The organism is Paenibacillus sp. FSL k6-2145 (genome assembly GCF_037976585.1).
Taxonomy (GTDB): Bacteria; Bacillota; Bacilli; order Paenibacillales; family Paenibacillaceae; genus Paenibacillus.
Window position 1 is genome coordinate 6219315 of the sequence record NZ_CP150267.1, and the last position, 17470, is coordinate 6236784.

The window sequence follows — 17470 nt, forward strand, 5'->3', positions numbered from 1 at the left end:
GATCACCTACCCGCTACATATACCTGTTTGCCTGTGAGGGCTGCTATTTCCCGTTTGAACATCGCTTCATCTGAATTGTTGTCTGACAGGTGAAGCAAGTGAATCTCTTGCACATGCCGCATGTCGTTCGCTCGGATGAATTCCTTCACGTTCTCGAGCGAGAAGTGCGAACGCAACAATCTATGTTTCATGACCGCCGGCACATGGCCAGCGGCGATATTTTGGTTAAGGATCTGAATGGAATAATTGCATTCCACCATGATGTGAGTAAGTCCAGTAAATCGATGCTTGATGTAATAGGTGTCTGTTGCAAACAGAAGCTTGTCCCCTGCTGTATTAGCCAAGAGGAACCCCAAGGGCTCCGCTGCGTCATGCTGAACATCAAAGGGTAGAATTGACCAGGTACCAATGGTGAACGGCTCAAGTGCCGATACACGCCGCACACGGTGACTGTCGAGACGCAAAGCATCTGCGGTACCGGAACTAGTGTATATGTCCACTCCTGCCTTCATCAGATCCTTGATAGCGATACTATGGTCGCCATGATCATGACTCACAAGGCATCCGGCCAGATCCGACACACGGAAGGCAAGACCGCGCTGAATGTCTTTATATCGAAGCCCTGCATCCAGCAGGAGCGGCGTTTTTCCATCCGTGATTCGGTAGGCGTTACCCGCGCTGCTGGAGCCGAGAGAACTAATTTCAATCATCAGAAAGGCGCCTTGTCCGATTTCCCGTCATCCGGATCACCGAACTCCATCTCAGGCTGACCATCTCCTGAAGATACATCGTTTGGAATATCATCCAGGTGTGGCGGGGTAACATCGATTACGTCACGATTTGCATTCGCTCTAATCTCTTCTGAAACCTCAGCATCAGACAAGTCACTCTCTATCTGTTTCAGGCGCAGATAATCATCGTCTATCTTCTGTGAGTCAATGGTGATATCGTTGTGCGCTGCACGATAAACGGTCTTCCAACACATTTTTTCGTGCCATCCTTCAACTGTCTCCTTACCAACCTTTTTCTTATTCTCCCAAACGTCTTTCTCTCCGCCCCAGAACTCAACACTCGCTTTTTCTGGCTTACGTTTCTCAATTTCCTTGAGGGTCATCATAACCAACTTGTTTTTCTGAGGGGTTTTGATAAAAGAGTGAAAATAAAATCCGCCAAGGATAGTCCCACGGTCAAAAGGGTTTTTGATCTCAAATTCATAACTTTCATGTGGGTGGTTTGCATCTTTCTTAATAGGTGCAAAGTAATCATTGGAGTACACCAGTTCAACAGTTACATGGTCAGGAACTTCCAAGCCGTATTTCACTGATTTGAGTTCAAGGCCCCGGTACCCTTCGATAAAGCCGATATCGTATTTACCTGTATTGTTGTTTTTAAAAGGTATCAAGCTAATATGATTCGGCTGCGCTGGATCGAAACCAATACGAGCATAAGCAACTACATCGCGTGACAACTTATCCATGTTCACGTTCGCCCAAGTCATAGGAACAGGATCACGATACTGGTCAGATTTTTTCAGGCGCTTTTCTTCTGCAGTCTTCAACACTGCATCCAAAGCAATGAAGTAGTTCTGAGCAAGACGTTTCTGGAAGTTGGTAAGAGCAACTTCGCCAACGCTTGAACCAAATTCGGAAATGACTTTGGTCATAAAACGTTCAGATTGTGTCGGCTCTGTTTTAGCAATTGCTTGCTCCCCTGTTTGGGGAGCTTGTTGTTTTTCTGTACTCAATTAAATCGCCTCCTGAATGTATTAATCGCAGTATGATCTATGGCAATGAGGGCATCCGGTTACAAGTTCCTGTCCTGCTTTCTCTACAGAAATGCCCGCTGATTCTCTTTCATCAAACTTTCCTCTCCACATGGAACGACCAGGAGAATAGATATTCTGATTGCAATTCCAGCAACGTCCCGATTGCGGTGCGAAGTGTGGAGCCTTTTTTTCCTCACAGTACTTTTTCTGTGCTTCTATACTTTTAAGAATGTCGTACATTTACATCGCCTCCTGGATGTCGTTATGCTCTAAGCGGAGTTTCTTGTTTCTGTCCCTCCAAGCAGCTTCAGCATCTTCATAACTGCCATGTTGTTTGCTGAGTTCTTCCTGTACCTCTTCTGGCAAACTACTAAATGCCGGTGGAACAACCAAACGAATCATTTGGGCATCTGTATCGATGAGCTGCGTCACGGCTTCGGCATTGTCCACGAAAATCGGGGCCGAGAATCCGTAATGCTGTCCAAGCGTATTGATGATGTCCAAACCTACGTTGATCCGAGCAGCGTTGTTCAAACCGCCTTCATACGGAACGCCGTTATACAGCGTCTTGCAGACATCCTTCAGACCACCATTGATTTGTTCCTCAAAGAGCCTGAACCGGGCATATCTGAATTTGCTATTGATCTTGGATTCAAGAAGTGACACTTTCGTTCGTGTGAACTCTTCTGTGAGGTAGAGCTCGTGTTCCAGCTTCTCAAACTCGCCTGCAAGCTTACGTTCCTGTTCAGCCAACTCAGCGATGCGTTCCTCAGTTGCATTTACTGTCGCCAGTTTTGCTTTGTCCGTTTCCAAGTCATCAACTTGCGATCGGATCAACCGGATCTCGGATTGCACTTTGCCGATAGCATCCGCGGAAGAAGAACGAAGCTGTTCAATCTCAGCGCGCACCGTTTCACATTCGCGTTGTTTAGTTTGATATTCCGAATCGTCCGCAGGATCGGCAACGTTCGTTTGCAAGCTTTGCAAAGTTGCTTCAGCTGCCATGACCTCCGCTGCCTTCGATGCAACTTCTTCCTGTAGCACAACTAAATCGCGTTCGAGTGTTTTCAATGCTTCATCATGAGTTCTTTTCTCTGCAGCCGCGAGTTTGCCATCGGAGCTGATCCCTTCAAGTCGTCTGGACTTATTCATGTTAAAAGCTTCCAACGCTTTATTCTGTGCAGCCTGTACTTGATCATCAGGAAGGGTTTGGCCACAAGTTGGGCAGTTGGCATCATGCTGATGTTCATGCACTGGATATTGGAGACTATCAAGGGATGTCCATTCTTCCCGTAGCCGTTTGACTTGGCTATCAGAACGGGAAATCTGCCTTTTGAGCTGATCAGCTTCCCGCTGTCCAGATGAGATCCGAGATTGTAAATCGGATGCTTCCCCTCGTAATTGCGACAGCCTTCCTTGTTGCCCTACAACTGCTTGTAATCCATCTGCTTGCACACGTTGCTTGATTTCAGTCAATTCTGCGTTAATCTCACGCAAGCGGATCTCCTTGGCCGACAATTCACCACCGGATTGAATTCGTTGAAGCTCAGCGGTCTTGGCATCAACTCTACCGCGCATCGTTTCAATGTCCTCCTGCAGAAGTTCAGCATCCAGGTCGGATACGTCTGGCATGGTTCGGCGGGCTTCATCTATGCGAACCGGGATCTTCTCCAGTTCCTTATTGATCTCCGTCCGACGAGCTGCGATTACCTTGCGGTGATCCTCAAGGCTTCGATCTCCAAGAATGTCAGCCAGTGGCGCGAGTTGCTTGCTGCTTGCAATGATTTCGGCATCTGTCATTTCCCCACACACTTCCAGAAGCACTTTGCGACGCGCATCCGGTTTAAGAATCTCGTTAAAGTAAGAAGGACTTGTCAGCAACTTGAAGATGTCTTCACTTATAAGCCCATCGACTTCGGCCTTGTACTGTCCTTGCTTAACTGGAACACCGTCCACATAATAATCTGTTGTATGACCACCAAATTCTGCCGCCGCTTGCCCCCGCTTACGCGTCCATTTCTCGGCAAACACCTTTTTGAAAGAACGGCGACGACGGTCAACCATCAGGATTGCTTCAACCTCATGTTGCAGGCCGTGTTCAGCAACTTTTCCAGCTTCATCCAGACCTTTGATTTCAAAGTCCGTGCGATTTTGGCTGTCTTTACCAAACAGCGTCCATACGAATGCATCGAACAACGTTGTTTTGCCTGTGGCATTGTCACCGTAAGCAGAAACACTGCGACCGTCAGCTTCCAATACAAAATCCCGTAATCCTTTGAAATTGCGAAGGGTCAGGGAAGTCAAAGTAATTTGTCTCATGCGCTCTTCTCCTTTGATTTGAAGTGCTGGCTGATTGCATCCGCTACAGCCGCAAGTTGATCGTCATCGGCCATCAGTTCAACGGAACCAAATGTACCCGAGACGGAAAGTATTGCTGGCGTGTAGTGCATCGCTGGTTTAACAGCAGCGTCTATGGTTTGAGCGGATAAGTCGACAGTAATAGCAGTCGTTTTACTCATAACGTCCTCCTTGTTTGGAACGGTCACCCATGGTAAGATGGCCGTGTATCCATATTTAATTTTCAATGCTCTGAAATAGCCCGGTGCAACGGGCTATTTTTCTTTTGTAAAGATACTTCTTGGTGCTTCCCCATCTTCTGCGATTGTCTTCCAATCAAGAATCACAGGAGCATTTTCAACACTTGTAATCAGTTGGCCATCACCATCCATTACATGAAATTCTGAATGGACATGATCTTCGTACTCAGCACCAACTTGCTTGATCTCAATAACCTCGCAGCCTTCGATTTCGGTACCCACTTCGAAAACACGAGTGGGATTGCTGACAACAGTCAGCCGATGAATGATTTGCACGAGTTATCCTCCCTTCATATGTATTGATGCGTCAGCCGCATCTTCCGACGCCGTACGGGAGTTGGTTATGAAACCGTCCGACGCCGGAAGACAAGGCCGACAGGCTTGTCTTGTTCTTTTATGTGTTCTAAATATGGTCGATTGCACTAATCGCAAGTGACATATATTCCATGGGTAGCTCACGAAGGCTTGCGGCAGCATTCTGCCAGCGGTGATAAATCATATCCCGTTCCCGCCAAAGAGCTTCGAAGTCACTTCCCTGAACCGATCCATTGAAGGACATAACAGCTGCCGTGTTCTCACGTAGGGCCTTGGCTGATTCCGTATAATTAATGATGATTCGGATGTATAATTGATCTTTCATACCGATTCCCCCTTGCGCTTTTGCTCGGGAGACTGTAAAATTTGCAGCATAAGAGACTTTAGTCGAGTTCTCAAACCAAGTGTCCGCCCTGCCAGGCGGGCATTTTTCATTTCTACTTCCGCGAACCGGATCATCCTATTAAGATACTGCTCTGCATCATTCATCTTCCCAGGCAACAATTTCTCAGGCCGTTTGCGAATCAGTTCCAAGTTGTGCTTCGAGTTTCTTCCAGCCTGCAATGCTTCATATGCCAACTGTTCACGAGACATTCAAGTAACCTCATTTCATTTCATATATTTTTTAGCCTTTAGCTCGGCCCGATGCTCTTTCCAGATCCCGAACCAAGAGAACGAATACTCTTTGCACAGCACGGCTGCAAAGTGCGTGAGCGCCGTTATCGCTTCGACCGTCTCCATCAGAAGCCGCTTCATTATCTGCCGATCAGCTTCGGTGAGCTGGTCGCCCGTCTTATTGATCGGCACCTCGGATGACAGGTCCAAAACTTCCTTCATTTCCTCGACCGTTTTAAAAAGTACCGATGCCCTATGTAAGTCCACATTGTCCAGCCAGGGAGCAAAAGCGCCGCCTGTGACTTCCCCAGCTGCAGCAATGTATAACTGACCATCATCGTAATGTTCAGCCGCGCTACGCATCAGTTCTTTCGATGGATTACGCGTCCCTTTGATCACCTTTCCAATCTGCGAACCATCCATGTGAACTGCTTCTCCTGCCTTCGCCAGAGTATCGCCGGTACGTTTGAGAACTTCACCCAGTGCACCAGGAAAATGTCCAATTGTCATATCTGTTAGATCTCCTTTGTCCGTTTTAGTCTGATGAATTTGGACAGAGGGTTGATGTAATATTGTGTTGTAAGGTCTTCCCCTGATCCCTTCATCGTCCGCCGGTAGCCGGTACAGCTCCGGCGGATTTTCTTATTTGCTCAAGATGAGCTTGGGTTGTTTCCTTCAATGAATTTAGTTCGTCAAACGTAATCTCTTCCGGATTGTCAGTATGACGACCGTTATATAACGTTTGCTGGAGAGCTTCATCAGGCTCAATACCTTGAAGTAAAACTCTTATAGTTGCTCCTGCGACGCATGCGGATGGAGAGGATTCGCGATACCAGTGTAGTGGCATTAAGCAGTGCCTCCTCGCTGCTCCCAATAGCCTTTAGCATTGGATTTCACCCAATCTGTGTGTTCGTCAATCCAAACCATTAATGAGTGAAAAGGTACTCTTGGGTGACCAAACTCTCTAATCACTGGGAAATCCTCTCTGTTCAGAAGCTCTGCCGCTTTCGTAGCGCCGATCTGTAGCAACTCCATTAATTGCTTCTTGTCCATCAGGGTTGGATGTGTTTGGGAAGAAGCAAATGCTGATTGTTCAATTGCTTTGTGAACGGCCGACATGATCATTTGTTCCAGTTCACTAGGATTGACTTCGATTTTGAACATGTTAAGTCTCCTTTCAGAAGTGTTACTTTGCTGTTTTAGCAAAGTTTTCAGCAAAAAAATTACTGAGATTACATTCAAGTTGTTTTGCCAAAACTGGCAAGTGTACTGCTTTAAAAGAATACTCACCATTTTCATATTTCATATAAGTCGAAGCATTCTTCATGTCTAGTGAATCAGCCATGTCTTGAAGTGTTTTACCTAATTTCTTGCGTCTTTCTTTTATAAAGTGAAGATTGAAATCCCTAAGCATTTCTTCACTCCCTCTCTTTGCTGTTTTAGCAATCTTCTTGTTCCATATATTACATTGCTAAATCAGCAAAGTCAAACTAATTTTTGCCACTTTAGCAAAATTGTTTTTTCTAAAATAGAAAAATGGTATCATTTAATTGCTGTTTTAGAAAGAAAGGGAGTGTTATTCCTTTGTCCGTAACAGGAAAACGTATTAAGAACTTGCGTGAGGAAAGAGGTTTAAGTCAGCTTGAATTTTCAGAACGTATCGGTATGAGTAATAGTGTTCTATCGAGAATTGAATCTGGAAAACGTCCAATAGAAGATAACGAAATCAATATCTTTGCTGATTTTTTTGAAGTATCAGGTGATTATATTTTAGGTCGCTCAATTTCAAAAACTCCTTCAGGTGGTAGTGCTTACTTGGATGGCGGGAAGAGTTGGACTGAAGAGGAAAAGCAGGTCGCAGATGCAGCAATTCAGGCTTGGAGAGAAATGAAGAAAAAGCAGCAGGATAAATAATTGCTGGTTAGTAGGATAATCAAGAGGTGAGATTTTGCAAGATTTATTCACAATACTATTCTTAATTGGTTTCTTTGCATTTTTCATATTTGTTGTTCTTGCTATAAAATCCGTAAAAAAACAAAACGGAAAAGCTAAAAGACATTGGGTTTTAACTGGGATATTTCTTACAATCTGTTGTGTTGGTCTTTTTGGTATTCGGGCCCTGGCTGATAATTCTATCAACGCAGTGTCGGATCAGACTGAAGACACGACTGCTGCTACTGTTGTTGATAATCAAAATGCTCTAATGCAGAATAGTCTCTCACTCTTTAACATGACAACAGATGAATTCAAGAATGTATTCAATTCAATCGTGGGTAAGTACCGGTTAAATGGTTTAGGTATAACCAAACTCGATTTAACTAAGTCTCAAGAGAACGATACAAGAACTTTCCAATATACTTTTAGTGATGACTTAAGTATGGTTGGTGTATTAAACTCCAATGAGGAAATACAGGAAATTATGCTCATAGGAAATGGTGGTTTCAGCGAACAAACTGGCGGAACACTAATGACAGCCATCGCTACACTTATCATGACAACTAATAGCGAGTACACATATAACGATGCGCAAGATGTTATAAAAGATATTGGTTTACTCGATAGCAATGTAAACCTGAATGCTTTTGATGGAGCGACTGTTAGAAATGGTTTTAAATATCGATTCAAAATCCAAGACAATAACATCTCTACTTTTGGTATCACAGCAGCAAAGTAATTCCACCAAGCCCTTTTGGGCTTTTCTTTCAAACCAAAAACCGAACATATGTACTATTTTACAAGGGGAAATGGCATAATGCTTCCATATTATGAACCGACGGATACAGAACTGTTGATCTGCGATTTGTATCAAGTGTTTGGAATTAATCATCCTCACGAGCTAGATATCGACCTAATTGCCTCCATATGGGGCGCAGACATCATTTACTACAATGGAAAACCGAAATCTCATTGGGAAGATTGGGGGAGTGTTATTTTTCTAAATAAAGATACTTCTTTAATACAACAGCGGGTAGATTTCTTTCACGAGCTTGCTCACATCGTTCGTCACGAGGGCCATCAGGATGAACTACCTAAGCTTTTTATTGATCTCCAAGAGATCCAGGCAACAAACTTTAGATTAATGGCTTCTATGCCCTACTACTTGCTCCCTACACCCTTAGATATGACTTGGCCTGAATATATTGGACTTCTATCAGAAGAGTTTAGAGTCCCTATTGAGTTGGCTGCAGACCGTGCTGAACAGATTTCCTCTAGATTACACGAAGAATACCACAGCTACCGTGAAGATGTTGAACTTATGAAAGGTAAAATTCAAGTGGCTGTCTCTTTATTCCGTTCTTCTCAACCAAAGACACCTTCCAATGAAGCATTACGTCTTCTTCAACAGCTGAAAAAACAGACCAGTGGTTTATAAGGAGCTGATCATAATGGCATATTTCTACAAAGTGGCATCAAACAATAAACAAGGATATAAGTGGGTTTGTGTTGGGGATGCTCCGCCTGACCCTGCCACAGGAAAGAGAAAACAAATTTCTCGAAGAGGGGATACAAAGAAGGAAGCTGAAAAGCGAGTCAATAAGGTCATTTCTGATCTAAATTCATACGGGATTGACGCTCAGAAAAATAAGAAGCTCACTTTTGAGATGGTTGCATATGAGTGGCTAGCTACATATTCAAAAGGTAAAATAAAGCAACGCACAATTGATCAAAGATTAACTACTATAAGGTCAATTGGTAAGTACCTGGCACAAATGAAAATTGATAATATTACCCATCGACAGTATCAAAATGTGCTTAATAGTTACGATGAAAAAGGATATTCTACCAGTGCAATTATTACAATGAATAGTGTAGCTAATATGATCTTTAAGTATGCGATAAAAAATAAAATTAGGTACGATAATCCCTGTTTCGGAGCGGTTATTCCCAGAAAAACTCGAACTGTTGAAGAAATAGAGAATGATGTAATAGCTGAGAAGTATTTCGAAAAAAAAGAACTGATAGAATTTTTGGACTCAACAAGAGAATACGGACAATATCAAGATATCGAAATGTTCTATTTATTAATCTTCTCAGGTATGAGATCTGGTGAAATGTGTGCCCTTAAGTGGACAGATATAAATTTCGAAACAAATGAAATACGAATTACAAAAACTATATACAGCAAAAATGATAACCGTGGTGTTTATATATTAACTCCTCCAAAAACAGAAGGTTCGATAAGAACTATTGACATTGACATTAGTATCATGAAATTATTAGAAGTGCATAAAGAAAATCAAAAAAAGGCGCCTCGAACTACAAATTATCAAGATATGAATTTTGTTTTTTGTAGAAAAAACGGATATCCTTTTTTCCCAAAGATTATATTAGGCCGTATGAAAAAGATTCTTGTGAATACAACTATTATAAAACCTGCAACTCCACATATTTTCCGACATACTCACATTAGTATGCTTGCAGAAGCTGGAGCAGACCTGAGATCAACAATGAGCAGAGTTGGGCATACTAATGCTAAGACAACTTTACAGGTATATACTCATGTTACTGATAAAATGAAAAAAGATACATCTAACAAGATAAAATTACATTACGCAGATATACTTGATTCACCACCAAAATAGCAAGAAAAGTGATTTTTCTGTGAGTTTTCGAAATTATTAAACTAGTTAATCCCTTGTATCCCTTGCGATATAAGGGATTTCTATTTATTTATCCTTTATAATGCTGATAGATACGCTGAACGATAATATCCGTCTTTTCTCTGAATCCAAGCTCTCGATATTCGCACTCGAAAACATACTGAATATCCTCCTCAGAGATATAATAACTTCCTCCATCGTCCGTACCTTCCTCCATCCTCAGTCTGCCAAGATCGTAGGTATCAATCATGCGGGAGAGTGCATCAACACCGAACTGCTGTTGGTACAGATAAAACACAATTTCGAATCGGTCCTGGATCGTCAACAAATCTGGTTCTGCAAACAAAATAACTTCATCTACATTTGATTTGTTCAGCCCTATGCTTCGGGTCAGCAAATCCCCTATCAGATTTTTGACATACGTTTTGTCGCTGATACTGCCTGAGACACAACCCTTCAGTGCTTTTCTCATCTCGGCACGTTGATTGATTCTTCGACGATATTCTTCTTCATGCAGACCCGCATCCGCGAGCTGACTATGACTAAGCTCATGAAGTGAGTTCTTCACCTTCTCAATCAACATGTCAATCGTGAATGATTCCTGTTCAGGAACACGAGCATTCTTTTCACGCAGAAACGTTTTATACTTGAACCAGATATAAGTCAGACACAGAATCAAAATTAAACTTATCCATATGGTATTCCAGAGCATCGGAGGTTCAGGCTCCCCTTTCCAGCCTCTTCAGAACTGTGCGCATACCTGCACCGTCCATAATCAGGCGAGCGAGTTCGCTCATGCTTGCAGTAAAGCTCCCTTTACGAATATCCTTATCCTCAGTCAAACTTTCCAACTGCAAGTACCTAGCGACATCTCGCCGATTCATTGCATCCAGGTATCCGGTTGTGTACGGGATCGCAGATATCGTGCCTTTGTATTTGAACTGGCGCCGAATATTGGAAAGCGTTGCACGGGAATGCAAATCGTATTTGTTAATGACAACATGTATATTCTTATTGTTCATTCGTTCTGGCAGGATCTCTTCAAAGAACAACTCCAGATTTCGCATATTTTGATCGAGATTAATTACAACATAGTCCGCCTGTTGCAGCTTGAGCTGTGAATCAACACCAGCATGATCCGCATCCAGAAGAACCAGATCATAATACTCGTTAGCTACATTTAGCAGCTTTTTGACAGTCTCACCATGTTCCTGCGGGGAACGTTCCATCTCATCCATTCTTCCGGTTAGGAAATCAAGTCTTTCCTTAAGAAGTGGCTTGGTATAATCCCTGAGATTGTGCTTATTCAGACTTCCGCTCGAATGCAGCCGTTCAATCGCATCCCAGCCACCCTCTTCGAAGGAGAACATAAAATCCGCTGTATCCGTATCTTTGGATGGTAGGGCAGCTTCTGTGCCAGTTCCGGCAAGGCCTGCATTAACAAGTAACACTCTTGTCCTGTAGTGAAGTGCCATCGCTTAAGCACTAATTAATGTGCTTGAAGTGCAACCCGTTCCTGCAAAAGGGCTCCAAAATGTAATGGTGCTCATGCTCTCATCCTCTCTGCTTCTTTCATCGCACGGCGACTACGGACACTTTCCCAACCTGTTAACTGTTGGACCACACGACACAACGATTTTTTGTAGTTTCGTGACAAAGGTCCCAGATGAACTCGGCGATGATGCTCATTCTCAAGCTTAACCGCCGCTGTTAACTCATCCCACGGAAGCACTAAGGATTCTCCTGTCCACACAAACGGACTGCCCTCCAGATACGCCCACAGATAACGAGCTTCAAGCTTGCAGTCAACCCCGTTAATGAAGAGCCTTTGAAATGACAGCTCACCAGGCAAAGATTGTTCATCAAGCAACCGCTTCAACCAACCCTTGCCACGTTCCAGATTGTAACGCTCATAATCACTCACCCAGACTCTTACATCAGCGGTTAGCCAGAGACTACGGGAAGCAAAGTGTGAGGTCTCCATGTCATATAACACATAGTCATAACTGTCCAATCGCTCTCCATTTACTTCAAGATGATTCTCTACAGCTGCTGAAGTGACAAAATGACAAGCGATATCAAATCCTTCAAATTCCGTAATTCGCAAAGACTGCTGACTGTCACCTACACCGTACCCATACTTCTGTTGTAAGGTTCCATCTACGAGCAAGACCTTTTTGCCTGTCGAAGCTAGTATCTTGCAAAGATACAACATCAGATCATTCTTCTCACATAAACCCGCGAAGATCCATGTATGCATAGATGTTACACCCCTTTCTATTTCTTTAAACCTCTGTTATCTGAATTATTTTAATGTGAAAACCTTAGATTAATCTCTACTCTCCACCCGTTAGCAAACTCTGCTGTTCTGTTTGTGAAGCTTCAGCAGGATTATTTACGCTTCCAGAATTAGCTCCTGCCCCGTTTCCTGAACCATCATTCCACATCACTCCATCCGACGTTGCCGAATTATTGGCTGATGGACGACTGTTATAGGTAACTGAGGATTGTGCCACATCCTGTTCCACTCCTTTTGACGGTGCTGTCACGGAGGCGGCCAGTGAACTTTCAAGCGAACTTCGCACCTGTCTGGATAACTCCTGTTCGGCTCGTCGAACAATATTCGGATCACTTTCCAGCAGTTTTAACACTTCTGAATTGGCAGGATACGTCGCGATTGCAGGTGTCTGAAACTGTGGTTCTACATAGGTTAAGGCATAGATTGAAGCTTTATGTAAATAGGCATCTACAATTGCACTTGAGAGTGACAGAATCTCTTCCTCCGTCATCGTAATCCATAAGGTAGCTGCATTGAGTCGTTCCACTTTCTTCTTCGATAAAAGAACATAGTCTTGTCCGGTAGGGAATTGGATACGAACATCAATAATATCTCCCTTAACAAGTGAGGACGGCAGTAATACAACTTGCAGCTCTCGATTTCTTAAATCGGGCGGAGCCGGTGCATCCTCATACACCATCTCGGTGGTAATGGCTGTTCCTTTTTTCAACTCTATTTTGGCCACTTGGCCTTCCATCTGCTTGGTACTGGACCAGAGATTTCGCGGTGCTTGTGCATCTGGAACAGCAATGAGCTTCAGATCCTCCGGTAATATCGGTTCACCTGCTTCAATATCCCGAATCGTAACCCATCCTTGTGCTCCCGAATCCCATTGTTGCTTTAATTCAGCTTCCTTTTCCTCATATGCCGATAAATACCGGGCTTCTACGGCTGACCTGACATCCCCCATCGTTTTGACATTGTAGATAACATATCCTCCGAACACCAACCCTACAGCTCCTGCTCCGATAAGTCCGGCATAGATCAGTTGACGGCTTTGTTTTCTTAATTTAGACAAAAAAGGCTCTCCTTTCGTAATCTCTTCTAATCATGTACTTTCCTTCGTGAAAAGAATGACCGTTTCTTGGGTTGTTGTGCCATCATATGCGTTAAAATATGAGAAAACACTTTATCCATCTGTCCATCCTTGTCAAAAGGATCAATATGTAACGGCAGACTATATACACTCGATGTATCCAGAGCTTTACGAATTCGCTGAACTGCTTCACTTGCTGCCAGAGGCAGACAATATATCCATTTCTCTTGTGGATACCGATGATGTGATCGAACAAAAGCGCCAATCTCCGCCTGTCGCCATTCGGCACCTGAGCCTATCACAATCGGCAGATCTGCACGCAGGAATTCTTCCAGCCGGTTCTGGTCCTGACCACTACCGAGATCCATCACGATGAATTGATAACTCCCCCCAAGCAAAGACAAAATATCCGCTCGCCCGGATTGTTTCCAATAATGCACACCATCCACTGCAAACTGTCTGCCTGCTGGCACCGGTTTACCCGCTTGAGCGATTTGTTGAATTCTTGCAAAGGATTGAGAGCGAGGTGACATTTCAATAACAGCTACTTTGAAGTTTTGCCTTTCGAGATAATGACTGATAGCTATAGCCGTGTGGGTAACCCCTACACCAGATGAAGCACCAGTCAAGGCAATAACTCTTGTTCCGCCATTCAAGGTCATGGTTGCATCTCCACCAGGCGTTATTCCACCGGGTATTCGGAGCAGTTCCTTTCGCACCTCATCGGCAGATTGGAATCGCTCCTCGGCATTATATCTTAACAATCTTCTTGCCACAGGGATGTACGTCCGTGGAACATCGCTCCGGATAGAACTTTCCACACCCTGAATCCATTCCGTATAGGCCCCACTTGTCATAAGATACAGCAGCAATGCTCCGAGTCCATATAGATCTGAACGAGCATCGGTCTGACCCGAGCCATATTGTTCTGGAGCGGCGAAACCAGCAGTTCCCAACTTGACGGTATCTTCGGCACTTTGCGGTTTGTAACTTCTGGCGATGCCAAAATCGATTAATCTTACTTCATGTTCCGGAGTGATCATGATGTTTGATGGTTTCAGATCCCTATAGATCACAGGTGGATTCAGATTATGCAAATAACTCAACACATCGAGCAATTGAAGTACAAGCTCCGTCAACTGCTCCATCGGGATCTTCCCACGACACTGCTTGAAATACTCACTGAGCGTTAACCCGTCGATGTATTCCATCACCAAGTACGTGTACCCATCTTCATCCGGGACAAAAAAATCAACAATTTGCGGCAATCTTGGATGGCGAAGTGATGTCAGAAGAGCGGCCTCCGTCTCCATACTGCCTTCATATGGCATAATCGTTACGCTTTCTTTAATTGCCCATATCTTGCCCGGCAACTTGAGATCCTCCGCCTCGTATACATGGCTCATTCCGCCTGTTCCCAGAATGGATACGATACGATATCTACCTCCCAGCAGGCTTCCGCGTTCCAGCCTGGCCGGATGTCTCATATCAATTCCTCCTTCATTACACAACAAAAAAGGGAAAGCTTCACCGAAGTAGAACAGACCGGATATCCGGTTTCGTTCACTTCGGGATGCTTTCCCTCAGGTTTGTTATGGTTAATATTGGTATCATTATAGTACAGGCAGGAATAGATTGTAAAGCACAAAATTTAATGAGCTTAATCGAATCAATTTCATAATGCCTTTAGCTGCTTTAATCAAGGCTAGATCTCTTAATATTTGACCATATAAAGTGTAATCTCTTCCCGGTTATGGAACAACTGCTTGGAACGTTGAATCTGCATCCGCGAACGCTCAAACGTATCAATCACATCTTTAATGAGTGCGAGCGGCTTTTTATGCAATAACTTCACGGTAACAATCGCTGTTCCCCCGGGTTGCAGACTATATAGAAGGTCTGATACAAGTCGGCTCATCAGCTTGGGACTCCAACTCATATCACATACGAGCAGGTCGAATTCTCCTTCGCGGAAACGAACATCCCCTGCGTTTTTCTTCAAGAAAGTCAGTTTTGGTGATGCCAGCAGCGTTGCATCCATCTTCGCCGGATCTACCGCCGTAACTTCAAGCCCACGTTCAAGCAGGAACGAGGTCCATCCACCTGGTGCTGCACCGATATCAAGTGCTTTATGAAAAGAAGTAAAGTCAATGCCAAACGTCTGCTCGGCTTCAAGCAATTTGAACTTAGCACGCGAAATCTGTCCATCTTCTTTTTGAAAACGTACGGCTCCCCCGCTCCAGTCTGACAGGTTCTGTTCAGGTCTGGATACGCCAGCATACAACATATCATTCGCAGCAAATACGGAAATGACATATTCAGCATCACGTACAACCCATTCGCAGCCTAGCTCATCCAGCTTTTCTGTCAGCAATTGCTTCAATGAGGCCGCATTTTCTTGCCAAAAGGACCCTTCTGTCTTCCGTACCTGCAGCACGACAGGGGTACCAGTCAGTTCCTTATGATTCAGCACAAATGCAATCAATTTCTCGATAGATTGTTCCGAATCTTCTGTATTCTCCTGAAACTGAACAGGTTGAATATGACGTAAAAACGTTGGATACTCTGCCCACAGCTTATCTGCAACTTCTTCCTCCGCTACAGGCAGACCCGCAAGCAATATTTCTCCTGGTACGAGTACCGTGCTCTTCACCGCACCAAACGTACGACGCAACTCTTCCTGAGCATAAGGGGCAAAGCCATGATTGGCCGTGCAGATAAAACGGGAGAAGTTGCCTTCTTCCCAAGACGATTGTGTACTCAAATTGTGTTACCCTCCAGAACGTACGCGTATCCACGGACGACCATTATCCCACTGGATATCGACCGGCACATCGTACGTATGCTTAATTGTATCTTGTGTCAAAACTTCATGCTTGGGGCCAGCTGCCGCAATACGTCCATCGCGGATCAAGGCCACATGCGTAAATAAAGGTACGATCTCTTCAACATGATGTGTTACATACACAACTGTAATGTTACGCTGGCGCAGACGATCAATCTCAGCCAGCATTTTCTCACGTTCATATAAGTCTAGTCCGGCACAAGGCTCGTCCATAATCAGCAATTTTGGCTCAGCCATTAATGAACGAGCAAGCATGACTTTTTTACGCTCCCCTTGGGATAACGTTCCAAGCGGGTTGTTGGCCAAGTTGGCAAAGCCCATGTCATCTAACAAACTCATTGCCTTTGCTTTTACTTCATCAGGAATTGTCTGATAAAAACGCAAAAAAGCATAAGCTCCTGTAGCGACGACCTCCCATACCGGATCTCTGGGTGTGAGTTTCTCAATCAACGTTTGGCTGATATAACCGATTTCCTTACGTACTTCCCTGACGTCACATTGTCCATACAAATTACCGAGTACTTCAATGCGTCCCTGGCTTGGAAACATATATCCGTTCATCATTTCCAGCAACGTTGTTTTGCCAGAACCATTCCGACCCAGAATAACCCAATGTTCGCCTTGTTCGATGCACAAATGTACGTCATCCAAGATTTGATTCTCTTCTCGTCGAAGTGAGACATGTTCCATCGAGATTATACTCATTTCAGCACCGCCTTCCGGATCTCCGAGAGTAAATGCTCCACAGAGCTCATCCGATAAACCATTTTTGGAACATCTTGCTGGCCATCAAACAGCATCACTGCTGGTACGCTTGAAATTTGAAATTGTTGCACAAGTTCAGGAATGTCATGGATGTTCATTTCGGATAAAATACCTTCTGGCAGCATGTGCTCCACTACCTCCAACATACGCCGCGCTGCCGCACATGTCCCACATAAAGGGGTATATATAAATACAGCCTGTGGCATGCCTTCCCATACGCCGCGCATTAACATTTTGGATGTAATTGGCTTCATTAACGTTCTTCTCCCGCAGCAACACGCAGCATGACCTCACCCGTCATTGGACCATTATGAATGGTTACCGAATCCGGTTTATTGCTATATAACATCTCGTACATCTGGCGTTTCCCAAACATACTGGACGTATGCAAATAGATCTCACGCGGAAATAAACCTTCTCGTACAATGGATGCCGCAACCTCTCCGCCATTAGGCGAATCTGGACCAAGCTCATAATCCAGAGACAAAATGTCCACGTCACCTTCTCTTAGCAGCATCAGGCACTCTTCTGCATTCGTTGCCAGAACAAACCCTTTCGGACATGCCCGATAGTCATCCAAAAAAACATGCATA

At 44.1% G+C, this 17470-nt stretch carries 24 protein-coding genes; 4 read left to right on the plus strand and 20 right to left on the minus strand.

The features are described from left to right. Window positions 1–2: 2 nt before the first annotated feature. From NZ043_RS27420 to NZ043_RS27470, 11 genes are all read right to left on the minus strand, one after another. Entirely contained in the window at window positions 3–710 is a 708-nt protein-coding gene (locus NZ043_RS27420) for an MBL fold metallo-hydrolase (RefSeq protein WP_339309756.1), read from the minus strand. Continuing rightward, the gene (locus NZ043_RS27425) at window positions 710–1744 is read right to left on the minus strand and encodes a recombinational DNA repair protein (RecE pathway) (protein WP_339309757.1); all 1035 of its coding nucleotides are present in this window, start codon (window positions 1742–1744) and stop codon (window positions 710–712) included. Before NZ043_RS27425 ends, NZ043_RS27420 begins: the two co-directional genes overlap by 1 nt. 261 nt (window positions 1745–2005) lie before the next feature. After that, complete coding sequence (locus NZ043_RS27430; protein WP_339309758.1) at window positions 2006–4084, minus strand: AAA family ATPase; 2079 nt, start codon at window positions 4082–4084, stop codon at window positions 2006–2008. Continuing rightward, window positions 4081–4284, minus strand: a complete 204-nt coding sequence (locus tag NZ043_RS27435; RefSeq protein ID WP_062319452.1) for a hypothetical protein — start codon at window positions 4282–4284, stop codon at window positions 4081–4083. Before NZ043_RS27435 ends, NZ043_RS27430 begins: the two co-directional genes overlap by 4 nt. A 93-nt stretch (window positions 4285–4377) precedes the next feature. Then, window positions 4378–4638 carry a hypothetical protein gene (locus NZ043_RS27440; protein WP_339309759.1) on the minus strand — a complete coding sequence of 87 codons (261 nt, stop codon included), beginning with the start codon at window positions 4636–4638 and terminating at the stop codon, window positions 4378–4380. 127 nt (window positions 4639–4765) lie between these two features. Continuing rightward, the gene (locus tag NZ043_RS27445) at window positions 4766–5002 is read right to left on the minus strand and encodes a hypothetical protein (protein WP_339309760.1); all 237 of its coding nucleotides are present in this window, start codon (window positions 5000–5002) and stop codon (window positions 4766–4768) included. Beyond that, on the minus strand, window positions 4999–5271 hold the full coding sequence (locus NZ043_RS27450; RefSeq protein ID WP_339309761.1) for a hypothetical protein: 273 nt from the start codon (window positions 5269–5271) through the stop codon (window positions 4999–5001). Before NZ043_RS27450 ends, NZ043_RS27445 begins: the two co-directional genes overlap by 4 nt. A gap of 15 nt (window positions 5272–5286) precedes the next feature. Next, window positions 5287–5802, minus strand: coding sequence for a helix-turn-helix transcriptional regulator (locus NZ043_RS27455; RefSeq protein ID WP_105599227.1), 516 nt, complete (start codon window positions 5800–5802; stop codon window positions 5287–5289). A 91-nt stretch (window positions 5803–5893) separates the two neighbouring features. Beyond that, window positions 5894–6139, minus strand: a complete 246-nt coding sequence (locus NZ043_RS27460) for a hypothetical protein (RefSeq protein WP_339309762.1) — start codon at window positions 6137–6139, stop codon at window positions 5894–5896. Beyond that, window positions 6139–6456: a DNA-binding protein gene (locus tag NZ043_RS27465; protein WP_339309763.1), complete on the minus strand. Its 318-nt coding sequence runs from the start codon at window positions 6454–6456 to the stop codon at window positions 6139–6141. Before NZ043_RS27465 ends, NZ043_RS27460 begins: the two co-directional genes overlap by 1 nt. A 22-nt stretch (window positions 6457–6478) precedes the next feature. Beyond that, window positions 6479–6706 (minus strand): helix-turn-helix transcriptional regulator, encoded by a 228-nt coding sequence (locus NZ043_RS27470; RefSeq protein ID WP_339309764.1) that lies wholly within the window; start codon window positions 6704–6706, stop codon window positions 6479–6481. Window positions 6707–6876: 170 nt separating this feature from the next. Between NZ043_RS27470 and NZ043_RS27475 the strand changes: the two genes are divergently transcribed. From NZ043_RS27475 to NZ043_RS27490, 4 genes are all read left to right on the plus strand, one after another. Next, a complete protein-coding gene (locus NZ043_RS27475; protein ID WP_339309765.1) occupies window positions 6877–7206 on the plus strand; it encodes a helix-turn-helix transcriptional regulator in 330 nt (109 codons plus the stop codon). Between the two features lie 34 nt (window positions 7207–7240). Next, complete coding sequence (locus NZ043_RS27480) at window positions 7241–7966, plus strand: hypothetical protein (protein WP_339309766.1); 726 nt, start codon at window positions 7241–7243, stop codon at window positions 7964–7966. Between the two features lie 78 nt (window positions 7967–8044). Continuing rightward, window positions 8045–8665: an ImmA/IrrE family metallo-endopeptidase gene (locus tag NZ043_RS27485; RefSeq protein WP_339309767.1), complete on the plus strand. Its 621-nt coding sequence runs from the start codon at window positions 8045–8047 to the stop codon at window positions 8663–8665. A 13-nt stretch (window positions 8666–8678) separates the two neighbouring features. After that, window positions 8679–9875: a tyrosine-type recombinase/integrase gene (locus NZ043_RS27490; protein ID WP_339309768.1), complete on the plus strand. Its 1197-nt coding sequence runs from the start codon at window positions 8679–8681 to the stop codon at window positions 9873–9875. A gap of 88 nt (window positions 9876–9963) precedes the next feature. On the opposite strand, the gene NZ043_RS27495 is transcribed toward NZ043_RS27490, so the two are convergent. The 9 genes from NZ043_RS27495 to NZ043_RS27535 all read right to left on the minus strand — a co-directional run bounded on the left by NZ043_RS27495 (window position 9964) and on the right by NZ043_RS27535 (window position 17469). After that, a complete protein-coding gene (locus NZ043_RS27495) occupies window positions 9964–10605 on the minus strand; it encodes a hypothetical protein (protein WP_339309769.1) in 642 nt (213 codons plus the stop codon). 7 nt (window positions 10606–10612) lie between these two features. After that, a complete protein-coding gene (locus tag NZ043_RS27500; RefSeq protein ID WP_339309770.1) occupies window positions 10613–11344 on the minus strand; it encodes a hypothetical protein in 732 nt (243 codons plus the stop codon). A 95-nt stretch (window positions 11345–11439) separates the two neighbouring features. Further along, a complete protein-coding gene (locus NZ043_RS27505; protein WP_091029338.1) occupies window positions 11440–12153 on the minus strand; it encodes a hypothetical protein in 714 nt (237 codons plus the stop codon). A 76-nt stretch (window positions 12154–12229) separates the two neighbouring features. Then, window positions 12230–13249 (minus strand): SAF domain-containing protein, encoded by a 1020-nt coding sequence (locus NZ043_RS27510; protein ID WP_091029336.1) that lies wholly within the window; start codon window positions 13247–13249, stop codon window positions 12230–12232. A 26-nt stretch (window positions 13250–13275) separates the two neighbouring features. After that, window positions 13276–14754, minus strand: a complete 1479-nt coding sequence (locus tag NZ043_RS27515) for a serine/threonine protein kinase (protein WP_091029334.1) — start codon at window positions 14752–14754, stop codon at window positions 13276–13278. 227 nt (window positions 14755–14981) lie between these two features. After that, complete coding sequence (locus tag NZ043_RS27520; RefSeq protein WP_091029333.1) at window positions 14982–16031, minus strand: SAM-dependent methyltransferase; 1050 nt, start codon at window positions 16029–16031, stop codon at window positions 14982–14984. Between the two features lie 6 nt (window positions 16032–16037). Next, on the minus strand, window positions 16038–16811 hold the full coding sequence (locus NZ043_RS27525; protein ID WP_091034845.1) for an ATP-binding cassette domain-containing protein: 774 nt from the start codon (window positions 16809–16811) through the stop codon (window positions 16038–16040). A gap of 2 nt (window positions 16812–16813) precedes the next feature. Then, on the minus strand, window positions 16814–17131 hold the full coding sequence (locus tag NZ043_RS27530) for a thioredoxin family protein (protein ID WP_062834898.1): 318 nt from the start codon (window positions 17129–17131) through the stop codon (window positions 16814–16816). Then, on the minus strand, window positions 17131–17469 hold the full coding sequence (locus NZ043_RS27535; protein WP_091029331.1) for a cyclic-phosphate processing receiver domain-containing protein: 339 nt from the start codon (window positions 17467–17469) through the stop codon (window positions 17131–17133). Before NZ043_RS27535 ends, NZ043_RS27530 begins: the two co-directional genes overlap by 1 nt. Window position 17470 lies beyond the last annotated feature (1 nt).